At 65.6% G+C, this 23,004-nt stretch carries 17 protein-coding genes and 1 CRISPR repeat array; of the genes, 9 read left to right on the plus strand and 8 right to left on the minus strand.

Annotated features, from left to right (window positions below; genetic code table 11):
• A partial coding sequence (locus BLQ73_RS07805) for a helix-turn-helix domain-containing protein (protein WP_143020167.1) occupies positions 1-267 on the minus strand: 267 nt, incomplete at its 3' end.
• A gap of 507 nt (positions 268-774) precedes the next feature.
• Here BLQ73_RS07805 and BLQ73_RS07810 point away from each other — a divergent pair.
• The gene (locus BLQ73_RS07810; protein WP_093169895.1) at positions 775-1,335 is read left to right on the plus strand and encodes a TetR/AcrR family transcriptional regulator; all 561 of its coding nucleotides are present in this window, start codon (positions 775-777) and stop codon (positions 1,333-1,335) included.
• 204 nt (positions 1,336-1,539) lie between these two features.
• A CRISPR array of direct repeats spans positions 1,540-2,368; the repeat unit is 30 nt; unit sequence GTCCTCATAGCCCCTGCGAGGGGTCGCAAC.
• A gap of 87 nt (positions 2,369-2,455) precedes the next feature.
• On the opposite strand, the gene BLQ73_RS07815 is transcribed toward BLQ73_RS07810, so the two are convergent.
• From BLQ73_RS07815 to BLQ73_RS07860, 7 genes are all read right to left on the minus strand, one after another.
• Positions 2,456-3,583, minus strand: coding sequence for a hypothetical protein (locus BLQ73_RS07815; RefSeq protein ID WP_093169705.1), 1,128 nt, complete (start codon positions 3,581-3,583; stop codon positions 2,456-2,458).
• Between the two features lie 155 nt (positions 3,584-3,738).
• Entirely contained in the window at positions 3,739-5,946 is a 2,208-nt protein-coding gene (locus tag BLQ73_RS31050; protein WP_143020168.1) for a hypothetical protein, read from the minus strand.
• Between the two features lie 114 nt (positions 5,947-6,060).
• A complete protein-coding gene (locus BLQ73_RS07840; RefSeq protein WP_093169710.1) occupies positions 6,061-8,268 on the minus strand; it encodes a TIGR03986 family type III CRISPR-associated RAMP protein in 2,208 nt (735 codons plus the stop codon).
• Positions 8,268-8,816 (minus strand): type III-D CRISPR-associated protein Csx19, encoded by a 549-nt coding sequence (gene csx19, locus BLQ73_RS07845; protein ID WP_093169711.1) that lies wholly within the window; start codon positions 8,814-8,816, stop codon positions 8,268-8,270. The genes BLQ73_RS07840 and csx19 overlap by 1 nt, the downstream gene beginning before the upstream one ends.
• Positions 8,813-10,402, minus strand: a complete 1,590-nt coding sequence (locus tag BLQ73_RS07850) for an RAMP superfamily CRISPR-associated protein (RefSeq protein WP_093169712.1) — start codon at positions 10,400-10,402, stop codon at positions 8,813-8,815. The genes csx19 and BLQ73_RS07850 overlap by 4 nt, the downstream gene beginning before the upstream one ends.
• Positions 10,399-12,672 (minus strand): RAMP superfamily CRISPR-associated protein, encoded by a 2,274-nt coding sequence (locus tag BLQ73_RS07855; protein ID WP_093169713.1) that lies wholly within the window; start codon positions 12,670-12,672, stop codon positions 10,399-10,401. The genes BLQ73_RS07850 and BLQ73_RS07855 overlap by 4 nt, the downstream gene beginning before the upstream one ends.
• On the minus strand, positions 12,669-14,228 hold the full coding sequence (locus tag BLQ73_RS07860) for a Cas10/Cmr2 second palm domain-containing protein (protein WP_143020169.1): 1,560 nt from the start codon (positions 14,226-14,228) through the stop codon (positions 12,669-12,671). Before BLQ73_RS07860 ends, BLQ73_RS07855 begins: the two co-directional genes overlap by 4 nt.
• 209 nt (positions 14,229-14,437) lie before the next feature.
• Between BLQ73_RS07860 and BLQ73_RS07865 the strand changes: the two genes are divergently transcribed.
• The 8 genes from BLQ73_RS07865 to BLQ73_RS33870 all read left to right on the plus strand — a co-directional run bounded on the left by BLQ73_RS07865 (position 14,438) and on the right by BLQ73_RS33870 (position 22,663).
• Positions 14,438-15,166: a CRISPR-associated endoribonuclease Cas6 gene (locus BLQ73_RS07865; RefSeq protein WP_093169715.1), complete on the plus strand. Its 729-nt coding sequence runs from the start codon at positions 14,438-14,440 to the stop codon at positions 15,164-15,166.
• A gap of 222 nt (positions 15,167-15,388) precedes the next feature.
• A complete protein-coding gene (locus BLQ73_RS07870) occupies positions 15,389-16,693 on the plus strand; it encodes a hypothetical protein (protein ID WP_218125668.1) in 1,305 nt (434 codons plus the stop codon).
• A 4-nt stretch (positions 16,694-16,697) separates the two neighbouring features.
• Entirely contained in the window at positions 16,698-17,732 is a 1,035-nt protein-coding gene (gene cas7i, locus BLQ73_RS07875) for a type I-B CRISPR-associated protein Cas7/Cst2/DevR (protein WP_093169717.1), read from the plus strand.
• Positions 17,729-18,376, plus strand: a complete 648-nt coding sequence (cas5, locus tag BLQ73_RS07880) for a CRISPR-associated protein Cas5 (protein ID WP_093169718.1) — start codon at positions 17,729-17,731, stop codon at positions 18,374-18,376. Before cas7i ends, cas5 begins: the two co-directional genes overlap by 4 nt.
• A gap of 3 nt (positions 18,377-18,379) precedes the next feature.
• Positions 18,380-20,719, plus strand: a complete 2,340-nt coding sequence (locus tag BLQ73_RS07885; protein ID WP_093169719.1) for a CRISPR-associated helicase/endonuclease Cas3 — start codon at positions 18,380-18,382, stop codon at positions 20,717-20,719.
• Positions 20,716-21,213: a CRISPR-associated protein Cas4 gene (locus BLQ73_RS07890; protein WP_218125669.1), complete on the plus strand. Its 498-nt coding sequence runs from the start codon at positions 20,716-20,718 to the stop codon at positions 21,211-21,213. Before BLQ73_RS07885 ends, BLQ73_RS07890 begins: the two co-directional genes overlap by 4 nt.
• Positions 21,214-22,194: a CRISPR-associated endonuclease Cas1 gene (cas1, locus tag BLQ73_RS07895; RefSeq protein WP_093169720.1), complete on the plus strand. Its 981-nt coding sequence runs from the start codon at positions 21,214-21,216 to the stop codon at positions 22,192-22,194. It begins immediately after the preceding gene.
• A gap of 19 nt (positions 22,195-22,213) precedes the next feature.
• Entirely contained in the window at positions 22,214-22,663 is a 450-nt protein-coding gene (locus BLQ73_RS33870; protein ID WP_245690917.1) for a CRISPR-associated endonuclease Cas2, read from the plus strand.
• Positions 22,664-23,004 lie beyond the last annotated feature (341 nt).

Consider the following 23,004-nt stretch of genomic DNA (forward strand, 5'->3'; position numbering starts at 1 on the left):
CTGATCCAGTACCTTCTGCAGGTCGCTGAGCTGGGCGGGGTTCAGTCTGCACTCGGCGCCGCCGGCTCCTTTGGAGGTCAGGGCTGCGCGTCCGCCGTTCTCCAGGGCTCGGCGCCAGCGGCCGACCGACATCGGGGTGACCCGCAGCTCGCGGGCGATCCGGGTGTCGGTGGCGCCTTGGGCGATGAGGTCGGCGGCGCGCATCCGCAGCTGCTCGCGGCGTTTGCGCTGCTCGGTGGTCAGTCCTCCGCCGTCGGGGTATCTCATACCCCGGTGATCTCATCTGGGCGGGCGCGTGCCAACTGACGATCAGGTGACGATAGCTAACCCTCACCTTTAAAGCTCTCTAGTTTGCCGAGAAGACGGTAGGGGCGGACGTTCAGTTCGTACGGCAGTGCCGTACACCCCACCGCGACAACACCGGCCACCCGCTCCGGGAGGTGTTCCGCAGCGGCCAGGGCGGCATAACCGCCCAACGAAAGGCCGGCCACGAGCGCGCCCACCGAGGCGGTCGATCGCGGCGGCCACGGTGTCGCTAGCGGCCTCCATGGTGTACGGCTCGCGCCTCCGTGTGCCGTGTCCCGGCAGGTCGGGGGCTTCCGTGGGTTGTCGAGATGCTCTCTGGTCGGGCTCCACATGGTTGAACTGACCCGTATGCCATGGATGAGCACGATCGGCAGGGACATATCGGGCTTCCATTCTCACTAGCGCAACGATGTGTTGCACTTCTAAGTGCAACACAACGCACCGTTGCGTTGCACTATGCTTGGCCGCATGGCAGGAGCGCGGAGACGGCAAGAGATCTTCATGGCCACATTGGAGCTGGTCGCGGAACGGGGCTACGACGGGCTGACCGTCGAAGGAGTCGCCGAGCGATCGGGAGTCAACAAGACCACGATCTACCGTTGGTGGCCGTCCAAGTCGGCCCTGCTCGGCGACGCACTGGTGGAGGCCGACCTGTTGGCCCTCGACACACCGGACACCGGGAGCCTTCGGGGAGACCTGATGGCGCTGGTCAACAGTGTCGTCCGGTTACTCACTGCGCCACCGATGGCCGACGTCGCGGTCGCCGCCCTCGGAGCCGCGGCACGCAACCCGGAACTGGCCGCAGGAACGCAGCGGTTCTTCAGGGACCGGTTCGCCCAGGAGACAACAATTTTCGAACAGGCTTTGGGGCGGGGAGAGTTGAAACCCGAGGTGGATCCCATGGCAATAGTGGATTTGCTGGCGGGAGCGGTTTGGCTGCGGGTTGTCTTTCGGGGACTCCCCGTCGGGGAGGATTTCACGGAGGGCATTGTGGACGTGGTCATGGGGGGTGCGGGCCGAGGGGGTTAGTGGTTCCGCGGGAGGACATCTGGGGGAAGAACGTCAAGTGGCTTGGTTGTCCAGTTGGCGGGACCTCGGCCGGGTGGTTTGCGTAGGCTGGAGGAGCCCAAGTGCAGCAGACCTCCCGGGGAGTTTGCACTACCGGAGGTTCACTGCAAAATAGGCTGAGAACGGTGGGAGTTCTTGGCCTTTGAGCTGGGACTTTACTGTGGGGTCCTCATAGCCCCTGCGAGGGGTCGCAACCGGTTGCAGCGTGAGCAGACCACGCCGGCGATGCCCGGTCCTCATAGCCCCTGCGAGGGGTCGCAACCCTCCATATCTTCCCTCATTGGAAAGAGTGGCACGTGTCCTCATAGCCCCTGCGAGGGGTCGCAACCGCGGGACCGCACCACGGCCATCTCCAGGGCGATCTGGTCCTCATAGCCCCTGCGAGGGGTCGCAACCCGACGGGAAACTTCCCCCGGCGCCCGGCATCCACAAGTCCTCATAGCCCCTGCGAGGGGTCGCAACACGATTCGCACTGCCATAGCCCCCACCACCACCGTCGTCCTCATAGCCCCTGCGAGGGGTCGCAACATCTCGTCGCCGACTTCGTCGCTGATGAGCTCCCGCGTCCTCATAGCCCCTGCGAGGGGTCGCAACCTGAAGGCGTACATGAAGAAGAAGGCGCTGGGTGAGTCCTCATAGCCCCTGCGAGGGGTCGCAACATCGCGTCATCGACCACCCCGGCGCCTCTACGGACCCGTCCTCATAGCCCCTGCGAGGGGTCGCAACATCCTGGACATGTAGCTCTGGCTGATGCCGACGCGCTGTCCTCATAGCCCCTGCGAGGGGTCGCAACACGGCCTGGAGCCGCTCCCCGGGTGGGCCGCCACAGGTCCTCATAGCCCCTGCGAGGGGTCGCAACGAGAACGCCAGTCGGTTGAGTTCCAGGAACCCGTGCCACGTCCTCATAGCCCCTGGGAGGGGTCGCAACACGACTCGCCCATCGGTCCTCCCGCGTACCGCCTTGGCCCTCATAACCCCTGGGAGGGGGCGCAAATGATGCGGCCTTCAGAAGCGCCAGCATGAACGCTGCCGTCTGGCCAGGAAGCCCTTCTTCCTGGCCAGACTGCGTAGAGCCGCGCAGCTACCTCATCAGCGGTCGAGTGAGGTGGTGGGCGACCCAGTCGAGGTCGGCTTGGGCGGCGAGGTGGACGAAATGGCGTAGGAGGATTTCGGCGTCCTGTGGCGGCAGGTTGAACTCTTGGCCTATCCAGGGGAGGAGTTCGTGGGCGGCGGGGACTTCGGGGGCGCACAGTTTGGCCAGGAGTTGCCGGTAGGGGTGGTCGGCTTGTGCCGTACGGCGAAAGCCTGGAGAGGTGGCGTGGTCCGGCAGGGACCGGCTGGACCCGTTCGCGGGTGGGCCGGCCTGGAAGTCGGCCGGGCCACGGCTGCCCTTTATGAGGTCGGCTATGAGGCGGCGAGCTCGTTCTTGGTCTTCTCTTTCGGTGTAGAGGTCTTCGGGGCCGGACAGCAGGGGTTCGGTGGTGCAGGTGCCGTTGTCGATGTATTGGGCGATGTTGGCGAGGTAGAAGGCCGGGCGCAGGGTGTGGAGGTGGTTGAGGGTTTGTCGTAGAAGGCGGACGGCGGCGGGTGGGCCGATGCGGTGCTGGTGGAGGAGTGCGGGAGGAATGGCGTGGGGGTCGGGCGCGCCGTTGCGGAGGCGGGTGATGGTGTCGAGGAGGAGGTCGAAGGCGACGTGGTCGCTGCGGAGGGGGGTGGCCCAGGCTGCGGTTTTGAGGTCCCGGTCGGGTTTGGCGGAGGCGCCGCGTTGAATGGCGTCGTCGCGGCGGATGCGGGGTTCGAGGTTGAGGATGATGTGGTGGACGAGTTGGGCTCGGGCGGCTCGGACACCGACGGGTTCGCCGGCGTGGGGGCGTTTCCGGAGTTGTTCGGCCGCGTGTCTCGACATTGCGGGGGTTCCGAGGGTGGTGAGCCATCGGGCGCCGAGCTCGATTTCGCGTATTTTCCTGCCCTCACGCGTGCGGGGCGGCTTTCCGGCGAGTGTTGATTGGAGCCTGCCGAAGCCGTCCAAGAGCAGGTCGTGAATGGTCTGTTCGCAGTCGTCGCACCAGTGGGCACCCGCGACTCCACTGCATCCGCTGCCTTTGTGCCGGGCCCGGCTGAGGGGGCGCCTTGCGAGGTCGCGTAGGACGGGGTCGATCACCGTGTAATAGGTGGGGAAGTCAACGGTCCTTGTGTCGGCGTTCGCCATCGAACTCCTCCGTGGGCATGACGCAAGAACGTGCTCGGCAGCACGTTGATTTGCATTGACCTCGCTGTTCGAGGTCCCCAGAGGAGCACGACGATGGCGCTCACGCTCGCAGGCATTCAGCCGTTGAACGACAGCATGCTACCAGCATGGCTCTTTCATTCAGGGAGTTTTTCACCGAATACGAGCATGAGTGATTTATAACGCGTGATGAGCTCGTCATCATCAGGTCGAGGACCGCCGAGTTCGCAGACCGCTTGATGCAGAAGCGCACGTATCTTGTCGACGTCCAGGGGCCGATACTTGCCGTCCGGGCGACGATCCATGGCATGCCCATGCAGGGACTTGTTCGCGAGGACGGCAAGTTCGTCGAGAGCAGGGCTTTCGGCGCGCTTCTCACGCCATTTCTGCCACGGGAAGAGCCCTGGTCGGAGCGATTCCACAGCGAGGTAAGCCGACGGAACCGGCAGATCCGCGCAAACTTCATCAATTAACATCAATCGCCGCCTTGCCACCTTTTCACGACCTATTCCCCATTCATCCCTAGCGAAGACATCCGCCTCAAACCTCCGCAGATCAGGCAGCAGCTCCCGGAGGGCATCGGATCCTCGCTCGACAAGGCGTTGCGCCGTACGCAGGTCCAGTCGCCGAACGGCCCCTGCGGCAAGGCGGGCGAGAACGCTGTCAAGGCCGAGCCGCGCGAGGACAGGGTCGCCATGCCACAGCTCAGGATGTCCTTCCGAGTCGCGTCCGAGTTCCGTCAGCCAGAGCGGGCACGCTGCTCTGAGGGACCAGTCGACTCCTGCAGCGACCATCCCGTAGTTGGTCATAGGCGGCCCGGGATTAAGCACCAGGACAAGCTCATCCACGTCGCGCAAACTGCCAGATCCCGTGCGGCCGGTCGGAGCCGCTTCAGAGCTCAGTGCCTCAACGACATGATCGCGAACGGCATAGAGATCGCCCTCCACCCCATCGATCACCTTGATGTCCGCTCCCCCTCCGGCGATCTCGCGCGCGAGATCGTGTGCCCGTCGGCCGACCTCGGGGCTGGCGAGCAGTCTGAGGCGAACGACGCCCTGTCGGAGCAGCCTGTCGCGCCGGAGGGCGAGTTGGCCGAGGACGGCCTTGGCAGCACGCAGGTCATCGACTTCTCTGCCCGGTCTGCCCATTCCCACGGCGAGCAGGCCTAGGACGTCACCGCTGCCTAGAGCAGGCCATGGGGTGCGCCCCAGACGTTTGATGAGGTTGACGCCCTGGTCGCCTTTTTCCCACCGGTCCGCGGCGCTGACGAGGGTCGGTGGGAGATGCCCTGGCACCTGGAGTTCGGGCGTGAGGTGCGCTCGATGAGAAGCGGCGTGACGGTAAAGGTCGGTGAGCTTTTCGTCCTTGACCATTGCCGCGCAGGCACTGGTGATATCGCACTTGAGGTCGTGCATGGCGATCTGCAGCCGTCCGCTGAGGTTTCCCACGCCTCCAGCCCGATTTCGTAACTCGGCGACGAGCCGGCTCACCACTGTTTGCGTCTCGGGGGAAAGGTTTTCGCGCTTTCGCAGGCCATCGAGGGTCTCGACATACCAGGCGCGCAGCAGACCGTAATCTGCGGCTTCTCCCCGCCCAAGCCGCTCGAAGAGCGCGGCCCTCATGGTCTCCGTTCTCTCGCGGAGCTTCCCTACCTTTCCCTCGTCCACCCCGAGTGCGGCAAGCCGTACGGCACGCTCCTTCGGGACCGCGACGCCACCTGCTTGGCGTTCCGCCAGTAGGCGCCAGACCTCCGCCTTTTCTTCATCCAGCTCGCGGAGGGCATCCCAAAACCGGTGACGCACCAGCCAGGCGTCCAAATGGGCCTCCATGTCACGCGGCCCGTCCAGCGAGTACGGCAGGGATGCCCGGTCGATGTGCAGTATCCGCACGGGGATGCCCGCCTCCAGGCCGGCGCAGACGGCTCCCATGCTGAGCGACAGGGCGCCCGAGCCCGTCGTGACGAGAAGCTCTTCGGGTCGCCGTGCCAGCAGCCAGGGCGCGAGGGCTCGATTAGTGGCCCGCAACCCCCGGTCGTCGATCTCGACGACTGCCACCGCGGAGGCATCGAACCGCGCCCCGCACAACCCGGAGTCGGAGACGAGCCTTTCGCGGATCTCCGCAGCACAGCGGGCAAGGGTGGGACCACCGGGAACACTGGGCGTGGTGGTCCCAAGAAGCACTACACCGGCTGGCGGGATTTCGGCCTTGGCCAGGCCGTCGAAAACCTTCCGCAGCGGTCGGCGTTCTTTTCCCACGGCATCGCTTGCACCCTCGTAATCGGGCACCGCGATGCTGAAATGGACGGCTCCTGGAATGCCGAGATCACCACCGCCGATCGCATGCACAAGTACGGTGCCCGCACATGGCCCCAAATCCCCACCTCGCCCTGCGATACCAGCGTGCCAGTGCAGAGGCTAACTCACACAGCGGCCGGATCTCGGGGATTTAGACCACGCTGATCAACGCGACCATTTAGGCTTGCCGCCCTTCCGACCACGCCCCCTGTTCGGCTGGCGGTCCTTCTCCTCCTTGTCCTCCTTGACGTATGTCTGAAGCGGCACTCCCTCAGTCACAGTCGGCAGAGAACGCCCGCGACCACCTTTGACTTTTCCACCGTCGATTCGTTCGTTCTCGGTGAACCATTCGAAGTTGCGGCCACGAGGGTCCGGTGGCGGTACGGCTACCGCCGGGTTCAACTCCGGCGGTCGTGTTCGCGGATAGTGCACCGGTGACTCGGGCTTCCCCGCCGCGACGGCAAGAACGGAATCTCGCACCCGGGCCACATGAGGAATGCCCTCGACACGCCGCTCGAAGACCGCCCGTGCGGCGGCCAGCGCCTCCGCCCCGTCCTGTCGCGGAAGGTCAGCGCTCAGCGTGCTGTAGTAGGCCGCGTACTGCCTCCCAGAATGCAACTCCGTGCGTTCCGGATCGACATCGAGCCGCACGCTTCCGAACCCGAGCGGGCGGCCAAGGCCAAGCCGGTGAAAGTGCCCCTCAGGCAGGCTCAGCAGCCAGGCGAGCGCACCGAGTTCGTGGTCGTCCAGATCCCGCACCTCGATCGTGAAGTGGAAGGTGGTTCCGGGGTTCACCCAACCGCCGATCGAACGGTTCTGCGTATCACGCTGTTCGTCGAGTCCCGTGGCGAAGCGGCGGTTCTCTTTGATCAGCTTGGGATCCTTGTCGGGGTCGATGACGGCTCGGGAGCGGAGGTGTTCACGGTAGCGCCCCCCGACCATGAGTTGTGCGGGGTCTTCACCCGTGCGTGGAATTCGCCAGTGCCCCACCGAGTCCAGCCCGGCGTGGTGCCAGTAGGCCTTGCGGCCCCGCAAGCCGTGCCCTTTCCGATAAAGCTTTTCCTTCGCGGTGCCGTCGGGAATCGGCTGCTCCGGCCGGTCGGCGCTCGCGGCAGCATAGAAACGGCCCTGCTGCGGCTTGGGTTGGCCGAGGATCGCGATGGGCAGGCCGTCGCCGTCGAATCGCCTTACGGCATCGCCACCACCGGGGCAGGTCACCGGGCCGATGCGTACACGGCCTTTGTAAGCGGCCGGCCGTACACCGGAGCCTTGCGGGGCGACCCAGCCGAACACTCGATCGGCCGGTGAGAGCCTGTCGTAACTCGGCGCGGGTTCGAGGTTCGCGCCGAGTAGCGAGGCCGGAGTGACCGGGTAGAGGTCACGTGGGACCAGGACGGGGAAGAGCCTTTCGACTTCATTTCTCTTGTTGAGAAGCGCGTAGCACAGCATGCCGTTGGCGAGATCCATGCGCCGCTCGTCGTACAGATGGGGGCTCCACGCCATCTGCCCCGGCCCCTTACCGATGCGTTCGCCAGGGCCCGCCGGCCTACCGTCGGGGCCGGTCCGCTCGAAAAGCTCGGCCTTGTCGTGTGCGGCCCGGTAGTCGTCGATAAGCAGGTTCCAGTCCGATTCGATTTCATACCAGGGTTTAGCCAGGCGCAACTCCTCGGGGGCGGTGCGGGGCTCGACGTAGAAAAGTCTCTCTGAGGTCTTGCCCTCGATGGTGGGCCCGTTGATGCACATCGATCCGCGGACAACGATGTGTTCCTCTCCGGCCACGAGCGAGTCGGGCGAGTCGATCTTTTGGATCGCGATGACCTTCGCAGGCTTCGACCGGGTGATCAGGGCGGCCACGAATTCATTGTGTCTCGGTGTCCAGCCGTGCTTTTCCAAGAAGATGTTCCGACCGTCTTCGTCATACATCTTCAACACGGCCGTCCTGTACCTGCGAATCACCCGCTTGCGGCTCACATCTACCGGGACGAGGTCCAACGCGAAGCCCGCGCTGCGGCGAAAGCCGTACGGGCGGTCGTGCGGCTCGAAGACGCCGAAGCGCGAATTGGTGATGGCCTCGTAGGCCGCCCGGAGCATGCCCTTCACCGAAGTGCTCGGCAGGTGCGGCTTTCCGCCGCGGAGCCGTACCGGGTAGACCCAGTGGCCGTCCTCCCCTGTGGAGGGCGGGGTGGCGCGGGCGGTATCGAGGAGGAGCAAAGGTGTTTCGACGGTGAGCGTGACCCCGATGGTGCCCGTCCAGCAGTCTTCGCGGAGCCGGTCGCGGGGAGGCGGCGGACCGTCGGCGAGGTCTTTCGGCAGGCTGCCGACAGGCCTAGGGTATGCCGGAATGAAGGTGTAGGGGTTGAGGAACGCACCCATCACTCCGCTCCTTTCATCACGTAGGGCTTGAATCCCGTGAGGCGTTCCTCGGCGACGTAGGCGTTGCCGTGCTCAGGGTCCGCGACGACGTATTCCTTGGCGGTCAGCACGACGCGATCGGCACCTGGAGCCTGCGCCATGGGGAGGGTGAGGTCCGCCGTACGGCTGGAGCGCAGGGAAATCCAGCCGTTGGCCGCCGTGGCGACCGAGCCCCACACCAGATAGGTCCTGTCGAAGGTGGTGACCGCGCTCACGTCGGGCAATGGCCAGGTGAAGAGTGGCGGCGCCGCGTTCTCATCTTCAGTAAGGAACACCGCTGCGCCGGAGCCGACCCAGCGCACTTCCGCCGTCGGGGTGAAAAGGCGAGCCTCGTAAACGGTGGAGAGGTCCACGGGGCCGGAAGGCGTGACGCAGCGCCCGTCTTCGACCTTGGCCACGTGGTAGGCGGAGGGGGCGGTGAGAAGCGCGCAGGCGCCTTCAAAAGCGGCGGTGTTCAACGTCTGCGGCAATGCCACGTCGTGTGCGGCCGCGCTGTAGAGCGTGGTCACGTGAGCTCCTGTGTCAGATATTCGGTCCAGGCCCGTGCGATGCCAGCGGCTTCTGGCGTGTTCAGCACCTGGGTGAGTGGCGTTGGTGTGGGCCATCTGTCGCCTGTGAGCGTGATCTCGGTGACCTTGATGTCGCCGAAGCCGCGGTTGGTGGAGGTTCCCAGGGGGATGCGGCCTGCGTCGTGATCGCGGAGGATGAGTAGGAGAAGCGCCAACGCGATGTCCTTGTGCGCACCGAGCCGGTTCAGGTCGATAGTGAGCCTGATCGGTGACCAGGTGACCGCGTGGGGCTCCAACACGCTGAACAGACGTCCAGCCGCGGAGCCGCCGGTCCAGCGATCGAGAGCGACGTGATCGGCTTGTGCCATGCCGAGGTCTTCGAGTCGATCAAGGATGTCGGAGGGGAGCTTCTTCGTCTCTTCAGGTGACGTATCCACGATGTCCTCGACCGCGGACCACACCTGGTTGGGGATGGTGACGAGCGCTACGCACTCCTCCGCCAGGAGCGCTCCGGCCTGCGGCTGATTGTCCATGCTCGCGTCACCGGCCGAACCGAACAGCGACCGGATGGCGGGCAGTTGAGCGAGTTGCGCGCGGAAGGCGGCGCTATGCCGACTTGGCGGTGCGCCGACCGGGGCAGAGGGTGCGGCGGCGGCGTTGCCGCGTGCCGTACGTTCGATGAATTCAGCGTGTGAGCGCAGTGCACCCTTGATGGAGCTGCCGGGCAGGGTAAGGGTCAGGTGGCGGCGGTCGACGCGTGTGGTCAAAGGCAGCGCGTCAACGACGAACCCGCTCCTTCCCGACCGCACCATGACCGGTGCCCGCGGGTGCCATTCGATGCGGATATCCAGGGAGTTAGGGCGTGTCGAAACATCTGCTGTAGTTCTACGCCTGGCCTGGGAACGGGCGGGATCATTGCGGAGTACGGCGAGGAGCCCTTCGGGCGTGTCGAACCGGTCGGCGATCAGCTCGAACGGATCGTCGAGAAGCCGGACGGATCCGTAGCCTCGGCTGACGGCCGCGCCGACACGCACTTCGCCGGCGCTCAATGCATTGAGAAGGGCGTGCATGCGGGCTTCGTCAAGGCTCGCATCCTCATCGGATTCGATGTCGAGTTCGAACCGGATGTGGTAGCCGGCCGGGACTACGGCTCTGCCGTACAGAAACTCCTGAGCCGCCGCTCCGGTCACCCGGTCCAGGCCGACCGAGGGACGGAACTCCAGCGCGCTGAGGTCGAGGGGTGTTGCGGGCAGTCCGCGGGAGTCGAGCCTCGGCTCCACCGTGATCAACGCGTCCGCGACGACGACCCTGCTGGCACGCCCCACCTCTTCCTCCGCGCTTGGATTCGGTACGGCAGAGCCCCACATATCCGCCACGTCCCCGGCGTCCGTTCTGCGTGCCCATGAGCGCAGAACTCCGGCGAGGGTCGTGCCGGGGACGTAGAGGCGGTTGAGCCCGTCCACGGCGATGGGAAGCGAGGTGTCGGGGCCTGCCTCAAGGCCGCCAACGTGCAGCGGCGACTCGGTGCGCAGCCATCCGCGCGCTCGCAGTCTGCTGCTGACGGGACGACCTGCCCTGGCGGTCATTTCGCACTTCCTTCCCGTATCCGGCCCATGGCTACGCTGCGGGAGTGCGCGGCGAGACACGCGTCGATGAGCCCTTTCAGGGCCTCGCCGCGAAGTTCGCCGCGGAGCGCCTCGACTCCGTCGCTGGTGATGACAAGTTCGCTTTCGGGGAGGTTGAGCAGTTTCCACACTCGGTTCGGGTCGGTCAGTAGTGTGCGCATCGAGACCACTCCGTCCGGTGGCCAGGAGGTACGTCCGGCTTTGGGTTTGGTGAGCCACTCCAGGAAACTCTGCGCGCGACCGGGGGACATATCCGAGGTGATTTCCCGAAGTGCGTTGAGTTGGGAGGAGCTAACCGAAGCCGGAATGACCTGTGCGCGTTCGGCGTCGTCGCCCATGATGCGCTCGCATGACCGGTGTATCTCGGTGCGCCAGGCCGCCCGCTCGAACACCCGCGCGTCCGCATATCCCTCCTCACCCGGGGCGATCAGAGCAGGAGGGGCAGCGGGCGTCGATTCATGCGCTTCCACGGGGGAATGCGCCACGACCGGCTGGGTGAGCAATGGATGATCGAACTCGACCTGCCCGAAGCCCTCCGCCCGGCGCTCCCCCACGCCTGCCGCGCGGACCTCGGCCAATGCGGCCTGGTCGAGTGCGCCGTCGGCCACGGTGAAGGTGAGGCAGCTTCCGGCGGCGATGCCATACAAGCTGGCCCTGGGGAGGTTCCAGCCCCGATGCCAGCTTTCGGTGCGGGTCTCGCCGGCTGCGTTGGGGTTAGTGGGCGCAAGCCGTACGGTATCTGCCCCGGCGGCGTGAAACGCCGTTTCCAGCGCCCGCGCGACATCGGCGGGCGCGGTGCTGGGGCGTAGCCGTTCGTCCCGTATGAGCAGGTCGGACAGCAGCCACACGCGAAGCTGCCCTCCGGACATATCGCGATCCGGGGGTACGGCGGGAGCCCGGCGTGCGTCGACCTGCACCTGTCCGTAGTCGTCCTTGGCCGACCGGCCGACCCGCCACCGCCCGGCGAGCCGCTTCTCCCAGCCGCTCGCCAGCATGCCGGCCCGCGCGCGGACCTCGGCGCGGAGTACGGTGCCCGCCGCCAGGGCGCAATAGACGTACACACCGCCGACATCCCGGGTGGGCCGCTGCAGGTCATCCTGAATGGTGTTGTGCATGCGCAAGGTGCTTGGCGGTATCACAAGGGTGCGCCCACCCTCGGGAGCGACAAAGCCGGTCCGGGTTGGCCTGCCCGGTTCCTCGGCTCCATGCAGGACATTGCCGATTACTGTGCGCTTGTCGTTCTTGGCGTGAATGAGCACTCTCGGCACCGGGAGTGTGCGTGTGCCGTTCGACGATTGCGGGGTCGCGGAGGTGACCACCAGATCGCCCGCGCGCACCATCGCATGCGCCGCACCGCCGAGGCGTCTCGCCACTTCCGGCATAAGGCACCAGCCCGGAATGTGATCCGCGCCCTCAACCACGTTGCCGAGCACGGTCGCGGCGGCCAGGACGGGTTGTTTGACCGTGATGACCACTTCCACGGTCTCCCACCCGGGGCCGGTGGGCCGGGGGGCTTCGTCTGGTCTGTCCGCGAGTGCGTACGGTGACCCCATCGGCGGGGCCGGTACGCCGTCCAGGTCGGGGAGGGTTATGGCGGGTCCCTCCAGGGTCATCCGGCAACGTCCGGCTCCCCGGCGACGTTTGCCGCCGATGGTTTCGAGGAGTTGGGCGCCCGCGCCGAGCAGCGCGAACGCGGCTTTGCGCTGCCGCGCGTCCAATGCGTCGAACCGCTCGATGCGCCCGGCCCCTCGCATCGTCAGCCCGGCACGGGCCATTTCCTCGAAGCGCAGCATGTCTGGCTTTGCCGTACCGGCGTGGGGATCAATGGCCACGCCGGGTTTGCGGAAGGTCGTCGCCCAGGCGACGCGGGGCTTGACACCCAGCAGCGTGGCAAGCTGGTCGGGCAGGCGCAGCGGGCCGGAGAGGGCCAGCGCGGCGGGAGACGGGGATCGGCGGTCGGCCGTGCCGTACTGTCCGCCGAAGAGATAGGTGACCCACTCATGCCAAACCCCTACAGGGCCGCTGTCGAGGGCATGAGCCGCGAGTTCACACGAATCCCGCCACACCCCGATGACCGTCTTCGCGGGCACGACGGGGGCAGCCAGGCCTATACCGTCCGTCTCGTCGCGCTGCACCAGCCGGTCGGTCAGGCCATGGATGCCCGTTCCCGTGCCAATGCACCAGTCGCTGACCATGAACAGCGAAAGGGTGAAGTCTCCGGTCTCGCTCACCTGGTGCCCTCACCTTCCGGCATAAACGGCAATGCGGCCAGAGCATCGAGCAGACGCGTCACACGCCTCGACCCCTCGGCCAACGGGTCATCCCAGAACAATCCCTGCGGACCAGCCAGGTCCCCCAACGCCTCCGTCCGCTGCGCGTCCCCAACGTAACGATGGCTGAGCAGCTCAAACCTGGCGTTTGCCACATCCTCCCCAAGGTGCACACCTTCCCGCAGATCATGAACGGCGCTGCGCGACACAAGCAGTTCCCCCGACGCCTCATCCGTCGCCACCAGCGCGCGGACCGCCGAAACGAGATCCTCGAAACGCCTCCCGTTCGCCCATTCGCCGCCCTGATTCATGCCCACCGCGTACGGCGACGCCGACCGGGCGCCGCCTGCGGCCGTACGGATCCGCCGGAGCTCCGGGGCCGAACTCTCGTAAAGCACGGAGAACGCCAACGCCGACCCGTGCTGTTTCACGCTCTTGGCCTCATCCGTGGCCAGCTCCTCGGCAAGGTCATAGGCGAAATGGAAGGGGTAGTTCCGCTTGACGACGGCCACTCCCGCCCCGGCGGTCAGATAGCGGCGGCCGACCGCCGCCAGCATCCCTTTGAGCTGCTCATGCTCCGCCGTCTCCTTCTCGAATTCCTCCAGGTAATAGCGTGTGAACGGCAGAGCGACCTCGCCCTCGCACACCACGGTCAGATCGTCGCCGCCGAGAACGAGCGGCAGCACATACGGCTTGCCCGCCTCATAGCCAAGCTCGTCGACGGTACGGCTGTGCGCCCGCTGAAAGGCGCGCTCCGCACATTGGTTGACGGCGGTGGAGAACGTCCTCAACCCGTTCGCGTGATCGGCATCCGAGTCCTTGTAAGACTCGCTCACCTTGCTGACCACTTCACCCAGCCCGTTACCGTCGGCATGCACCACCCCCACCCATGAGGAGTGGAATCCGAGCCGCTCCACCAATTGCCGCATCGCGGATTCCGTGGTCTCGGTGATGCGGGCCCACCGTGCAAGCGCTTCCGGATAAGCCGCCAGCTTCGCGATACCGACCGTCGACCTCGGTCGCGGCCCCTCCTCGCCCTCCTGGATCAGCCTCGCCGCAGGAAGCCCACTCGACGCGCAGTCCTCCACCAACGGCAGCCGCAGAAACCTCGCCTGCGGCCCCGGAGTCGCCGCTCTCGCGGCCCCGAAGGCGGCCCGCGCATCCTCCAGCGCTTTCACCAGGCCGCGCTCCTCGCCGTCCTCATAACGGTGCACCACCGCGGCGACATCGAGCCCCGGCGCATCGTGCAACGCCTTCACGGTCAGCGCGGTGACCACTTCCCGGGCCTTGCTCTCATCGTCGCCCCGCACCAGCACCGTCGCCCCGCCGGCCGCCGCGACCACCAGTTCGGCGGGGTGCTCAGACACTCTCCACGAGCGCGAGAAACCGGAGAACACCTCGCCCAGCGCCTGATCGATCCACGATTCGGTCACCGACCTGATCAGGTGAGACGCGCCGACGATCTCCTGCCGTTTCCCCGAGGCGAAGATGTAGCGCTGCTTGCCGCCTGTCCTCACTAAAACGACATACACATGGTCTCCCGTTCTGCCGAGTCCCTTCGATAACTACAGATGGACAACGCGCTGACCTGCGACGACACGCGCCACCTGACGACCGTTGAAGCCTCGGCCCAAGAATCGTCGAACGCCCCTCGCGCGAAGCCCTGACCAGGGACAATGCCGTCGTCCATCTGTAGTGAGCGACAGCGGAAAACGCGGAGGATGGAATGCGCATTCGGATCGATGTGGCCACGAGCGCCACAGAACTCCCCTGGGGGAAAGTGCTCAGCCCCGGAAGGTCGCTCCTCTACGACCTGCTCGCCCGCAACGCACCGGCGATCGGCACGCAGTTCCACGAGAAGGGGGCAGGGCCGTACGGCATGGTGCCACTCGGATACAGCGCCCCCATGTTCCCCAAGGCCGAACGGCGGCGAGGGACCTACGCCGTCGGCGGACGAGGCTGGATCGAACTCGCCACTCCGCTTCTCGACGTCGCCGCCGTACTGGCCCAGGGCATCAAACAGCGTGAACTCCTCGACTGGGGCGGGGCGGCTTTCCGGGTGCTCGGCGCGAACCTCATAGAACCCCCCGCATACGCATCGGGACGCGGTCGCTTCCGCACCGGCACACCGGTCGTGATGAAAGGCACAGGTATCGCCGAGTCCGGCGAACGGATCACACGTCAGGCGTGGCTCATGCCCACCGACGCCGAATACCCCGTCTTCCTCCAGCGCAACCTGCAACGGAAAGCCGAAACCCTCGGACTCGACTCCGACGTCACCCTTACAGCGATCACATGGATCGGCTCGAAACGGTCCTTCAGCGTCGGCCACGGCGCCAAACCCGGAGCCCCTATCGAAGCCGAACTCACCGGCCCGCCCCTAACCCTCCAGGCCATCTGGAGCTGGGGCCTCGGCCAGGCAAACGCCGCCGGCTTCGGCTGGATCGCAGGTTAGAAAGCCCACCTGAACAGGGGACCGACACCATCATGGCCCTCCAAGGGCGATCAGTTTCCTCATACCCCCGTTCGACCCCACGCATAAGCCATACGAATGCCACACGGGTGATCCGCTATTATTCATCGCCATACGGATATCGTGCGTTTGACCGCGCATCCGCTGCAGAGGGTAGGGACATACGCGCTCGCATTTCTTGGTGGGGCTCGCTCACCCGAGGACATGACGGCGGAGCAGCTTGTCCAGGCCGCTGAACGCATGACCGAGGATGCCGTGAGCGCTGCCCTCGTGCGTGACACGAAGAGCACAGACGGCTTCTGGCTGAAATCCAGCCTGTCCTTCTTCCCGAATTCCAAAATGAACCACCTGAGCAACCCCAGAAAGGACGACGGCACCATCGCCGCCGCCGTACGGAAGTGGCGCAGCCCTCCGGAACAGGAGAACCGTCCGGGAGTTGAATGCGTGCTCTGCGGCCGTGACTCGGTGGGGTTCTACGGCAAGGTCGACGTACCGCTCGCCGAAAGCAACCTCTACCGCAATAGCACTCCTCGCGGGCAGTGCGGGACGGCGCTGTGCTGGCCGTGCCTCTGCGCTTTTCACGCCCTGCCGTACGGCTGTCGCCTGACGGGCGGGCCGTCGATCGCACTACACAGTTGGGACGAGCGGTTCATGGCGCGGACCGTCTCCCGGCGCGTGGACGAGAACCGCCGGCTCATCGCCCTGGAAAAGCCCAGCGCTCCCTCAAGCAGGACACGGGAGGTTCTGGCGCTCCATGCGCTACGCCGTCACGAGGACCGGCTGACGGCGGGAGTCGAGCTGCTGGTCTTCAGCAACAACAACCGGGGGCAGACGCTTGAGATCCAGTCCATGGAGCAACCGATCGCCGAATGGCTGCGGCGGTCCGCGCGCGTCCCCGAGCGCAGGAGGGGATTCCGGGCGCTCCTGAAAGCGCATGTGAGGGACGGCAGGCCCGGCGTGGTGGGCCTGGCGCGCAATGCCTTCCGTTCACCGGAGCTGATCGTCGGCGCGTGCGGCCGGTACATGGCTTACCGGCCGGGCGACACCAAACGCCGCGAAGACATCGTCGAGTTGGCAGAACTCTGCCTTTCCTTCGTAGTCGAGGTGATGCATGTGAAACAGAGCGAGGTAGATCAGATCAATGCTCTCGGCAGGCAGCTCGCGGCATGGTTCGTCGCCAAGGGGTCAGCCGGAGAGCTGAGAAAGTTCAACGCGACGCTACGCGACGGGCGGCGTATGCGGCATTGGCTGAGGCGCACGAACCTGGACGCGCTTCTGGATCCGAAAAAGCCGGTCGATGGGCCGCTGATCTCGGAAGCCCAGTTCAGGATGCTGTTCGACCCCGAGGAAGAGCAGGCCTGGCTCCATCGCGAGCTGCTCATAGTGGCACTGTCCCAGTATCTGCACGAGCTGGAGTTCGACCCCACCGATCGGGCGGAGGTCGCGGCCGAAATAGCCGATGAAGACGATCACCCCGAGGACAACGAATTCATAGAGGGCGAGGACTAGGACCGTGAGCTACCTGGTGGGAAAAATTGTGCTGGACGTCGTCGCCGGAGCGCCGAACAACGGCCTGAGCGAGGACAACGTGGCGCGTGTCAAGCAGATGCGCATCGGCCGCGCGGTCCATCCGTACATCTCCGCGCAGGCGGTCCGGCGCTGGCTGCGGGACTCCCTGCCCGCCTCCGAGCCGGTGTCTCCGGTCGTGCGTTCCGGCACCGGCCAGAAGCAGCAGGCGTATACGCACGGCCGACCTGACCGCTACATCGACGACGACCTGTTCGGCTACATGGTCGCCGTCAAGGGCGACAAGGCGAAGACGTGCCAACGGGATACGGTTTTCGCGACCGGCACGTTCGTCTCCGTCGCTCCTCGCCGGCCGGAACGCGACTTCGGGACGATGAGCCGGGGATTCGGGGCCGGTGAGAATCCCGTGATCCACGGACACGAGTTCTACAGCGCGGAACTCGCTGCGGATGTGCTGCTGGACATGCCCCGAATCGGGGTGTTCGAGATCGACGGCACCGGCCTGAAGGTGGCGTTGCCGGGACCGACCGCTGCCGAAGTGGAGGCGGACGGCGCCGAGCCCGTGGTGTTCCGGGGATCTTCCGCACTGCGTTTGGACATGGAGGAGAGAAGGCGGCGGGCAGCACTTCTGCTCCACACATTGACAGCCGTACGAGGCGGCGCCAAGCGGTCGATGCACTACGGCGACCGGACTCCCGCCTTGATCCTGCTCGCGCCGGTCAAGGGCGGAATCAATCCCTTCACTCGGATCCTGGGCGTAAGAAATGACCAGACCCAGTTCGATGCCGACGTGCTCCGGGCGGAAATCGAGGCCTGGGGCGATGAACTCGACGGTCCGGTGCTACTCGGCTGGTCCCCCGGTTTTCTCGGGGCACAGCGTGAGAAGGCGGAAACCGCGCTGGCCGATCTTGTCTCCGCGGGTCGCCTGCTGATCGGCCACCCGAGAACCCTGCTCGGCCGGCTGGCCAACGACATCGAGGACGGCGCTCGTGACTCCTGGTTCGAGGACGCCAAGGAATGAGTGGGCACCTGGCACTGGAAATCACCGTGGCCGCGCCGATCGCGTCTTTCCGCAATCCGCTCTACAGCGGCGTGCAGGTGGCGCTGCCCTGCCCTCCGCCTTCGACAGTCGGCGGAATGCTGGCGGCTGCGGCGGGCGATTGGGAGGCCGTCGACCCTGGGTTGAGGTTCGCGATGGCCTTCCATGCCCGGGGCCTGGGAAGCGATCTGGAAACGTACCACCCGCTCGAACACACGGGTAAGAAGGCCGACCCGACACCTCGTGAACGCCAGTTCCTGGCCGACGTCACCCTCACCGTCTGGCTCACCGACGACATCTCGCTGTGGGAACGACGAATGCGCAGGCCGGTATGGCCCTTGCGGCTGGGCCGCAGCCAGGATCTGGCCGCGGCGACAACGCGCCGGGTAACTCTGCGCGACTCCCCCGGAATCCAACGCCGTGCGCTGCTACCGGAAACCGCACCCGGCCGGGGCACCCTGCTCCGGCTTCCCACCGCGATTTCGCTGGATCGGGGGCGCACACGTTGGTACGGCTACCGCTTCGACACCTCCGGTCAAAGCGATGTGCGGATAGTCGGCGAACGGACCACCGAAGACGGCCAGGCCGTCGTGATGCTGCCGCCTGTACACCCTTCAGGAGCCTGAACCATGCGCTTGCCGACGGTACTCGCCAAAAGCAGACCTCGGGAAAACCTGACGTCGCACTTGGCCGCCACGCTGGCAGGTGCGATGGACCTGTGTCGCCGGGTGGGGCGGATAGCGCCGACAGAGTCGGTGACGGGAGACCGGTTCTGGCCTGCCGTGTGTTTGGCGGCCCTCTGCCATGACGCCGGAAAAACCGTGGACGGGTTCCAGGCCATGCTCAGGGGCCGTATCAGGTCGTGGGGAGAAAGGCACGAGGTCGTTTCACTGGGCTTCCTTCCCGGCTTGATCACTGACGAGAAACTCCTGCTCTGGGTGGCAGCCGGAGTCGCCACCCACCACCGCTCCCTGGACGGCGACCGGAGATCGCTCATGGCGATGTACGGCGGTGCCGACGAGACCGAGTGGCGCCAACGCCTCGAACCGCTGCCCGCGGAAGTCGCCGACGAGTTGAGCGCGTGGTTGAGCGCCACCGCCGCGCAGGCGAACCTGCCGATCGTTGTTTCCCCCGAATCTCGTCACGATGTGCTGGCAGAAGCCCTCCGCGTATTCGACCTGCTGATCGACAAGTGGGAATTTCGCGTGGAGCGCGACGAGGGACTCACCGCCGTACTGCTCCAAGGCGCTGTCACCCTGTCCGACCATTTGTCGTCCGCGCACGGCGTACTACACATGCGGCAACCGCTCGACGAGGATTTCCGCTCGCTGCTGGTCAGAACGTTCGCCGCGAAGGGGCGCATCATCAGGCCCCACCAAGATGCGGCCGGGGCTGTGGACGGGCACCTGATCCTGCGTGCCCCCACCGGCTCAGGAAAAACGGAAGCGGGCTTGCTCTGGGCGGCAACCCAGGTCTCGGCAGTCGCAACGAAAACCGGTGGAGTGCCCAGGGTGTTTCTCACCTTGCCGTACCTCGCGTCCATCAACGCCATGGCGGAGCGACTCGGCCGCCTACTCGGCGATGACACGCTCATCGGTGTCGCCCATTCGCGGGCCGCCTCCTACCACCTGTCGAAAGCCATCTGCCCCGACGATGACGACGGACAGGCGGAGGCCGCGACAAAGGCGGTGTCGCGGGCACACGCGACCCGCTTGTTCCGGGAGACGGTGCGGGTCGGCACGCCGTACCAGATCTTGCGGGGAGTGCTGGCGGGACCGGCACATTCGAGCATTCTGATCGACAGCGCGAACTCAGTGTTCATCCTGGACGAGCTGCACGCCTATGACCCGCGGCGGCTCGGCTACATTCTCGCCGCGGCCCGGCTGTGGGAACGGCTGGGAGGACGCATTGCGGTGCTGTCGGCCACCCTCCCCGATGCGCTGGCCAACCTATTCACAGACACCCTCGACCAACCGGTCCACACTGTTGAGGCGGACACCACAGGTGCCCGGCTACGGCATCGCCTCGGTCTCCGTAACCGGCACTTGACCGATCCCGCCTCCATCACCGAGATGAAGGAGCGTCTGGCGCGGGGCGAATCAGTGCTCGTCATCGCCAACAACGTCGCCGACGCCCAGCATCTGTTCGCAGAACTCTCGCCACAGGTGGAACACAGGTTCCTGCTGCACTCACGGTTCAGGCGCATGGACCGAGCCAAGATCGAACGTCTGATCAACGACCACTTCGGTGTGGACGGATCGCGGCAGGCCGGACTGCTGGTCGCGACCCAGGTCGTCGAAGTAAGCCTCGACGTCGACTTCGACTGCCTGTTCACCTCTGCGGCACCGCTCGAAGCGCTCATCCAACGCTTCGGACGGGTCAACCGCATAGGGGCGAGGCCCGCCGCCGATGTCCTCGTCCACACCCCGAGATACGCTCCAAGACGCCGCGGCGGTGAAGACTACGCCGACGGCGTTTACCCCCAACTGCCCGTCCAGACGGGCGCGAGCGTTCTTTCCCGCCACGATGGCGAAGCCATCGACGAAGCGCATGCCACAGCGTGGCTCGACGAGGTGTACGGCACGGCCTGGGGTCTGGCCTGGCGCGAGGACGTGCTGAAACACCGCCAGACATTCGACGAGGCGTTCCTGCGATTCGCCCACCCCTATGCCGGACGCAGCGATCTCACCGAACGTTTCGACGAACTGTTCGACGGCACCGAGGCGATCCTCGTCCAAGACCGCGACGCCTACATCAAGGCGCTGGACCAAGGCGGAGACGACAAGGCCGCCGGCCAACTGCTCGGTGAGCGCTATCTGCTGCCTTTGCCGTACTGGAGCACTCCCCTGACCACGTGGGAAAAGCGGCTGGGGGTGCGGATCGTCGAAGCGGACTACGACAAGACCTTGGGACTGGGTGAGATCCGCGGACCGGCGGCTCACGTCTATCAGGCAGGTGAAGTGCTGTGATCGAGGCGGACGACATCGGCGGGGTGCATGTCAAGTATCTGCACCATTGCCCGCGCCAGCTCTGGCTCTACTCCCGAGGGTTTCGCCCCGAACACCTCAGCGCGACGGTGCAGATCGGCGAGGCCACCCATGAAACCTCCTACACCCGCAGCTCCCCCATCGATCTCGGTGCCGCACAACTCGACCACCTCGACGGTGAAACCTGGGTCCACGAAGTCAAATCCTCGTCCAAGCCCAGTCGCGCTGACGAAGCGCAAGCCATGCATTACTGCTACCGCCTGCACGCCGTCGGTGTACAGGCGAAAGGCGGAATCCTTCACTACCCGAAGACCCGGCGAACCAAGCGCCTGCCGTACACGCCGCAAGCGGCGGTCCAGGCGGAAAACGACATCGCCGACGTCCTCGGCGTCATAACCGCCCCCGCCTCCCCTCCCCGACTTCCCCAAAGCCGATGTCGCGGCTGCTCATACTTCGACTACTGCTGGAGCGACTAAATGCCTTCCGCCAGTCGCACATATTGGCTCACCACGCCGTGCCGCATCCGGCGCAAAGACCAGTCTCTCGTCATCGAACGCGCCGACGGGACCCCCGTGCGCATCCCCATCACCGACGTGCGCGACATCGTGGCCTGCGAACCCGTCGACGTGAACACCTCCGTGACCAGTCTCCTCAACAAACACCGAGTCTCCGTTCACCTTCTCAGCGAATACGGTGACTACGCCGGATCCCTGCTGACCTCCGAAACCAGCACCTCCGGCCAGACCGTCGTCGCCCAAGCGGGCCTCGCCACCGATCACCTGGCATCGATGAACATCGCCCGCTCCATGGTTCTCAGCGCGGCAGCCAACATTCGCCGTGTCATCGACCGCAAACTGCTGAGCCGACCTCTCACCGTCCTCGAAACGTCAGCCGCTGACGCCGCCACCAAAGCACAACTCATGAGCGCCGAAGGAACGTTCCGCCAATCGGCCTGGGCCGTACTCGACACCCGTCTCCCCGACTGGCTTCAACTCCACGGCCGCAGCCGACGACCACCCCGCAACGCCGGCAACGCCTTCATCAGCTACGTCAACGGCATAATCTACGCCCGGCTCCTCACCTCAGTGCGGCTCACACCCCTCCACAGCGGAATAGCATTTCTCCACAGCACCATGGAACGACACCGTCACTCCCTCGTGCTCGACCTCGCCGAAATGTTCAAACCCCTATTCGCCGAACGACTTCTCCTTCGCCTCGCAGGCCGCGGCCAACTCAAACCCGGCCACTTCAACATCAAAGTCAACCAGGCCATGCTGAGCGACACCGGACGCAAACTCGTCGTCCAAACCGTCCGCGACGAACTCGCCGTCACCATCAACCACCGATCACTCGGCCGCAGCGTCGCCTACGACGAACTGCTATACCTCGAAGCGCTCAGTCTCACCCGCACCTGCCTCGAAGGCGCCCCGTACAAGCCCTTCCGAATCTGGTGGTGAACGCGACGTGTACGTCGTCGTGGTCTACGACACCCTCGCCAAACGCAATGCCCAAATACTCCGCCTATGCCGCCAATACCTCCACCACGTGCAACGCAGCGTCTTCGAAGGCCCCCTCAGCGCCGCACAACTCCGCCGCTTCCAACACAAGGTGGAATCCGTCATCGACCCCGGCTACGACAGCGTCCTCGTCTTCACCTTCCCCCGGGCACAACCCCTCAGCGCCACGAATGGGGCATCGGACAGCCCGCCCCCAGCGACATCCTCTGAGGCCCGCGATCCGGATGGTCGGCGAGTGAAAGTCGCAGCAGACCTCCGGGGTGATCTGCGCCGCCAGAGGTCTGCTGCCCAGCGAGTCGAGAACAGTGGGGATCCCTTTGAACAGGGGCTTTACCCTGGGGTCCTGATCACCCCAGGGGGTGACAAGTATCCGCTGACGCAACCGGCCGGAAATACGATTACAGCCTGATCAGCCGCCATGCCCAAAGGTGGCCGCCAGGCTGAACCACGTACAGGCACAGCCGTTCCGGGCCATGCCGAGAGGGGTTTCACGGACGCGTCAGACCGGCGTCATGGGGCCGGACAGCATCGCGTCGTGGGGGTGGATTGCAGCAGACCTCCCGGGGTGAATGCACTACCGGAGGTTCACTGCAAAACACCGCCGAATCCCAGGCTCTACCGGGCTTGCGAGCTGGGGCTTTACCATGGGGTCTTCATCGCCCCTGAGAGGGGTCGCAACACAATGAGCCCAACCCGCAGAGCAACCCCATGGATGGTCTTCATCGCCCCTGAGAGGGGTCGCAACCCGTA

This window comes from Sinosporangium album, assembly GCF_900100605.1.
In the GTDB taxonomy this organism is placed as follows: domain Bacteria; phylum Actinomycetota; class Actinomycetes; order Streptosporangiales; family Streptosporangiaceae; genus Sinosporangium; species Sinosporangium album.

Coding starts and splice junctions, on each gene's coding strand:
- BLQ73_RS07885 (WP_093169719.1), top strand. CDS start 18,380: ATGCGCTTGCCGACGGTACTCGCCAAAAGCAGACCTCGGGAAAACCTG.
- BLQ73_RS07840 (WP_093169710.1), bottom strand. CDS start 8,268: ATGGGTGCGTTCCTCAACCCCTACACCTTCATTCCGGCATACCCTAGG.
- BLQ73_RS07815 (WP_093169705.1), bottom strand. CDS start 3,583: ATGGCGAACGCCGACACAAGGACCGTTGACTTCCCCACCTATTACACG.
- BLQ73_RS07850 (WP_093169712.1), bottom strand. CDS start 10,402: ATGACCGCCAGGGCAGGTCGTCCCGTCAGCAGCAGACTGCGAGCGCGC.
- cas1 (WP_093169720.1), top strand. CDS start 21,214: ATGCCTTCCGCCAGTCGCACATATTGGCTCACCACGCCGTGCCGCATC.
- BLQ73_RS07810 (WP_093169895.1), top strand. CDS start 775: ATGGCAGGAGCGCGGAGACGGCAAGAGATCTTCATGGCCACATTGGAG.
- BLQ73_RS07865 (WP_093169715.1), top strand. CDS start 14,438: ATGCGCATTCGGATCGATGTGGCCACGAGCGCCACAGAACTCCCCTGG.
- cas5 (WP_093169718.1), top strand. CDS start 17,729: ATGAGTGGGCACCTGGCACTGGAAATCACCGTGGCCGCGCCGATCGCG.
- BLQ73_RS07870 (WP_218125668.1), top strand. CDS start 15,389: ATGACGGCGGAGCAGCTTGTCCAGGCCGCTGAACGCATGACCGAGGAT.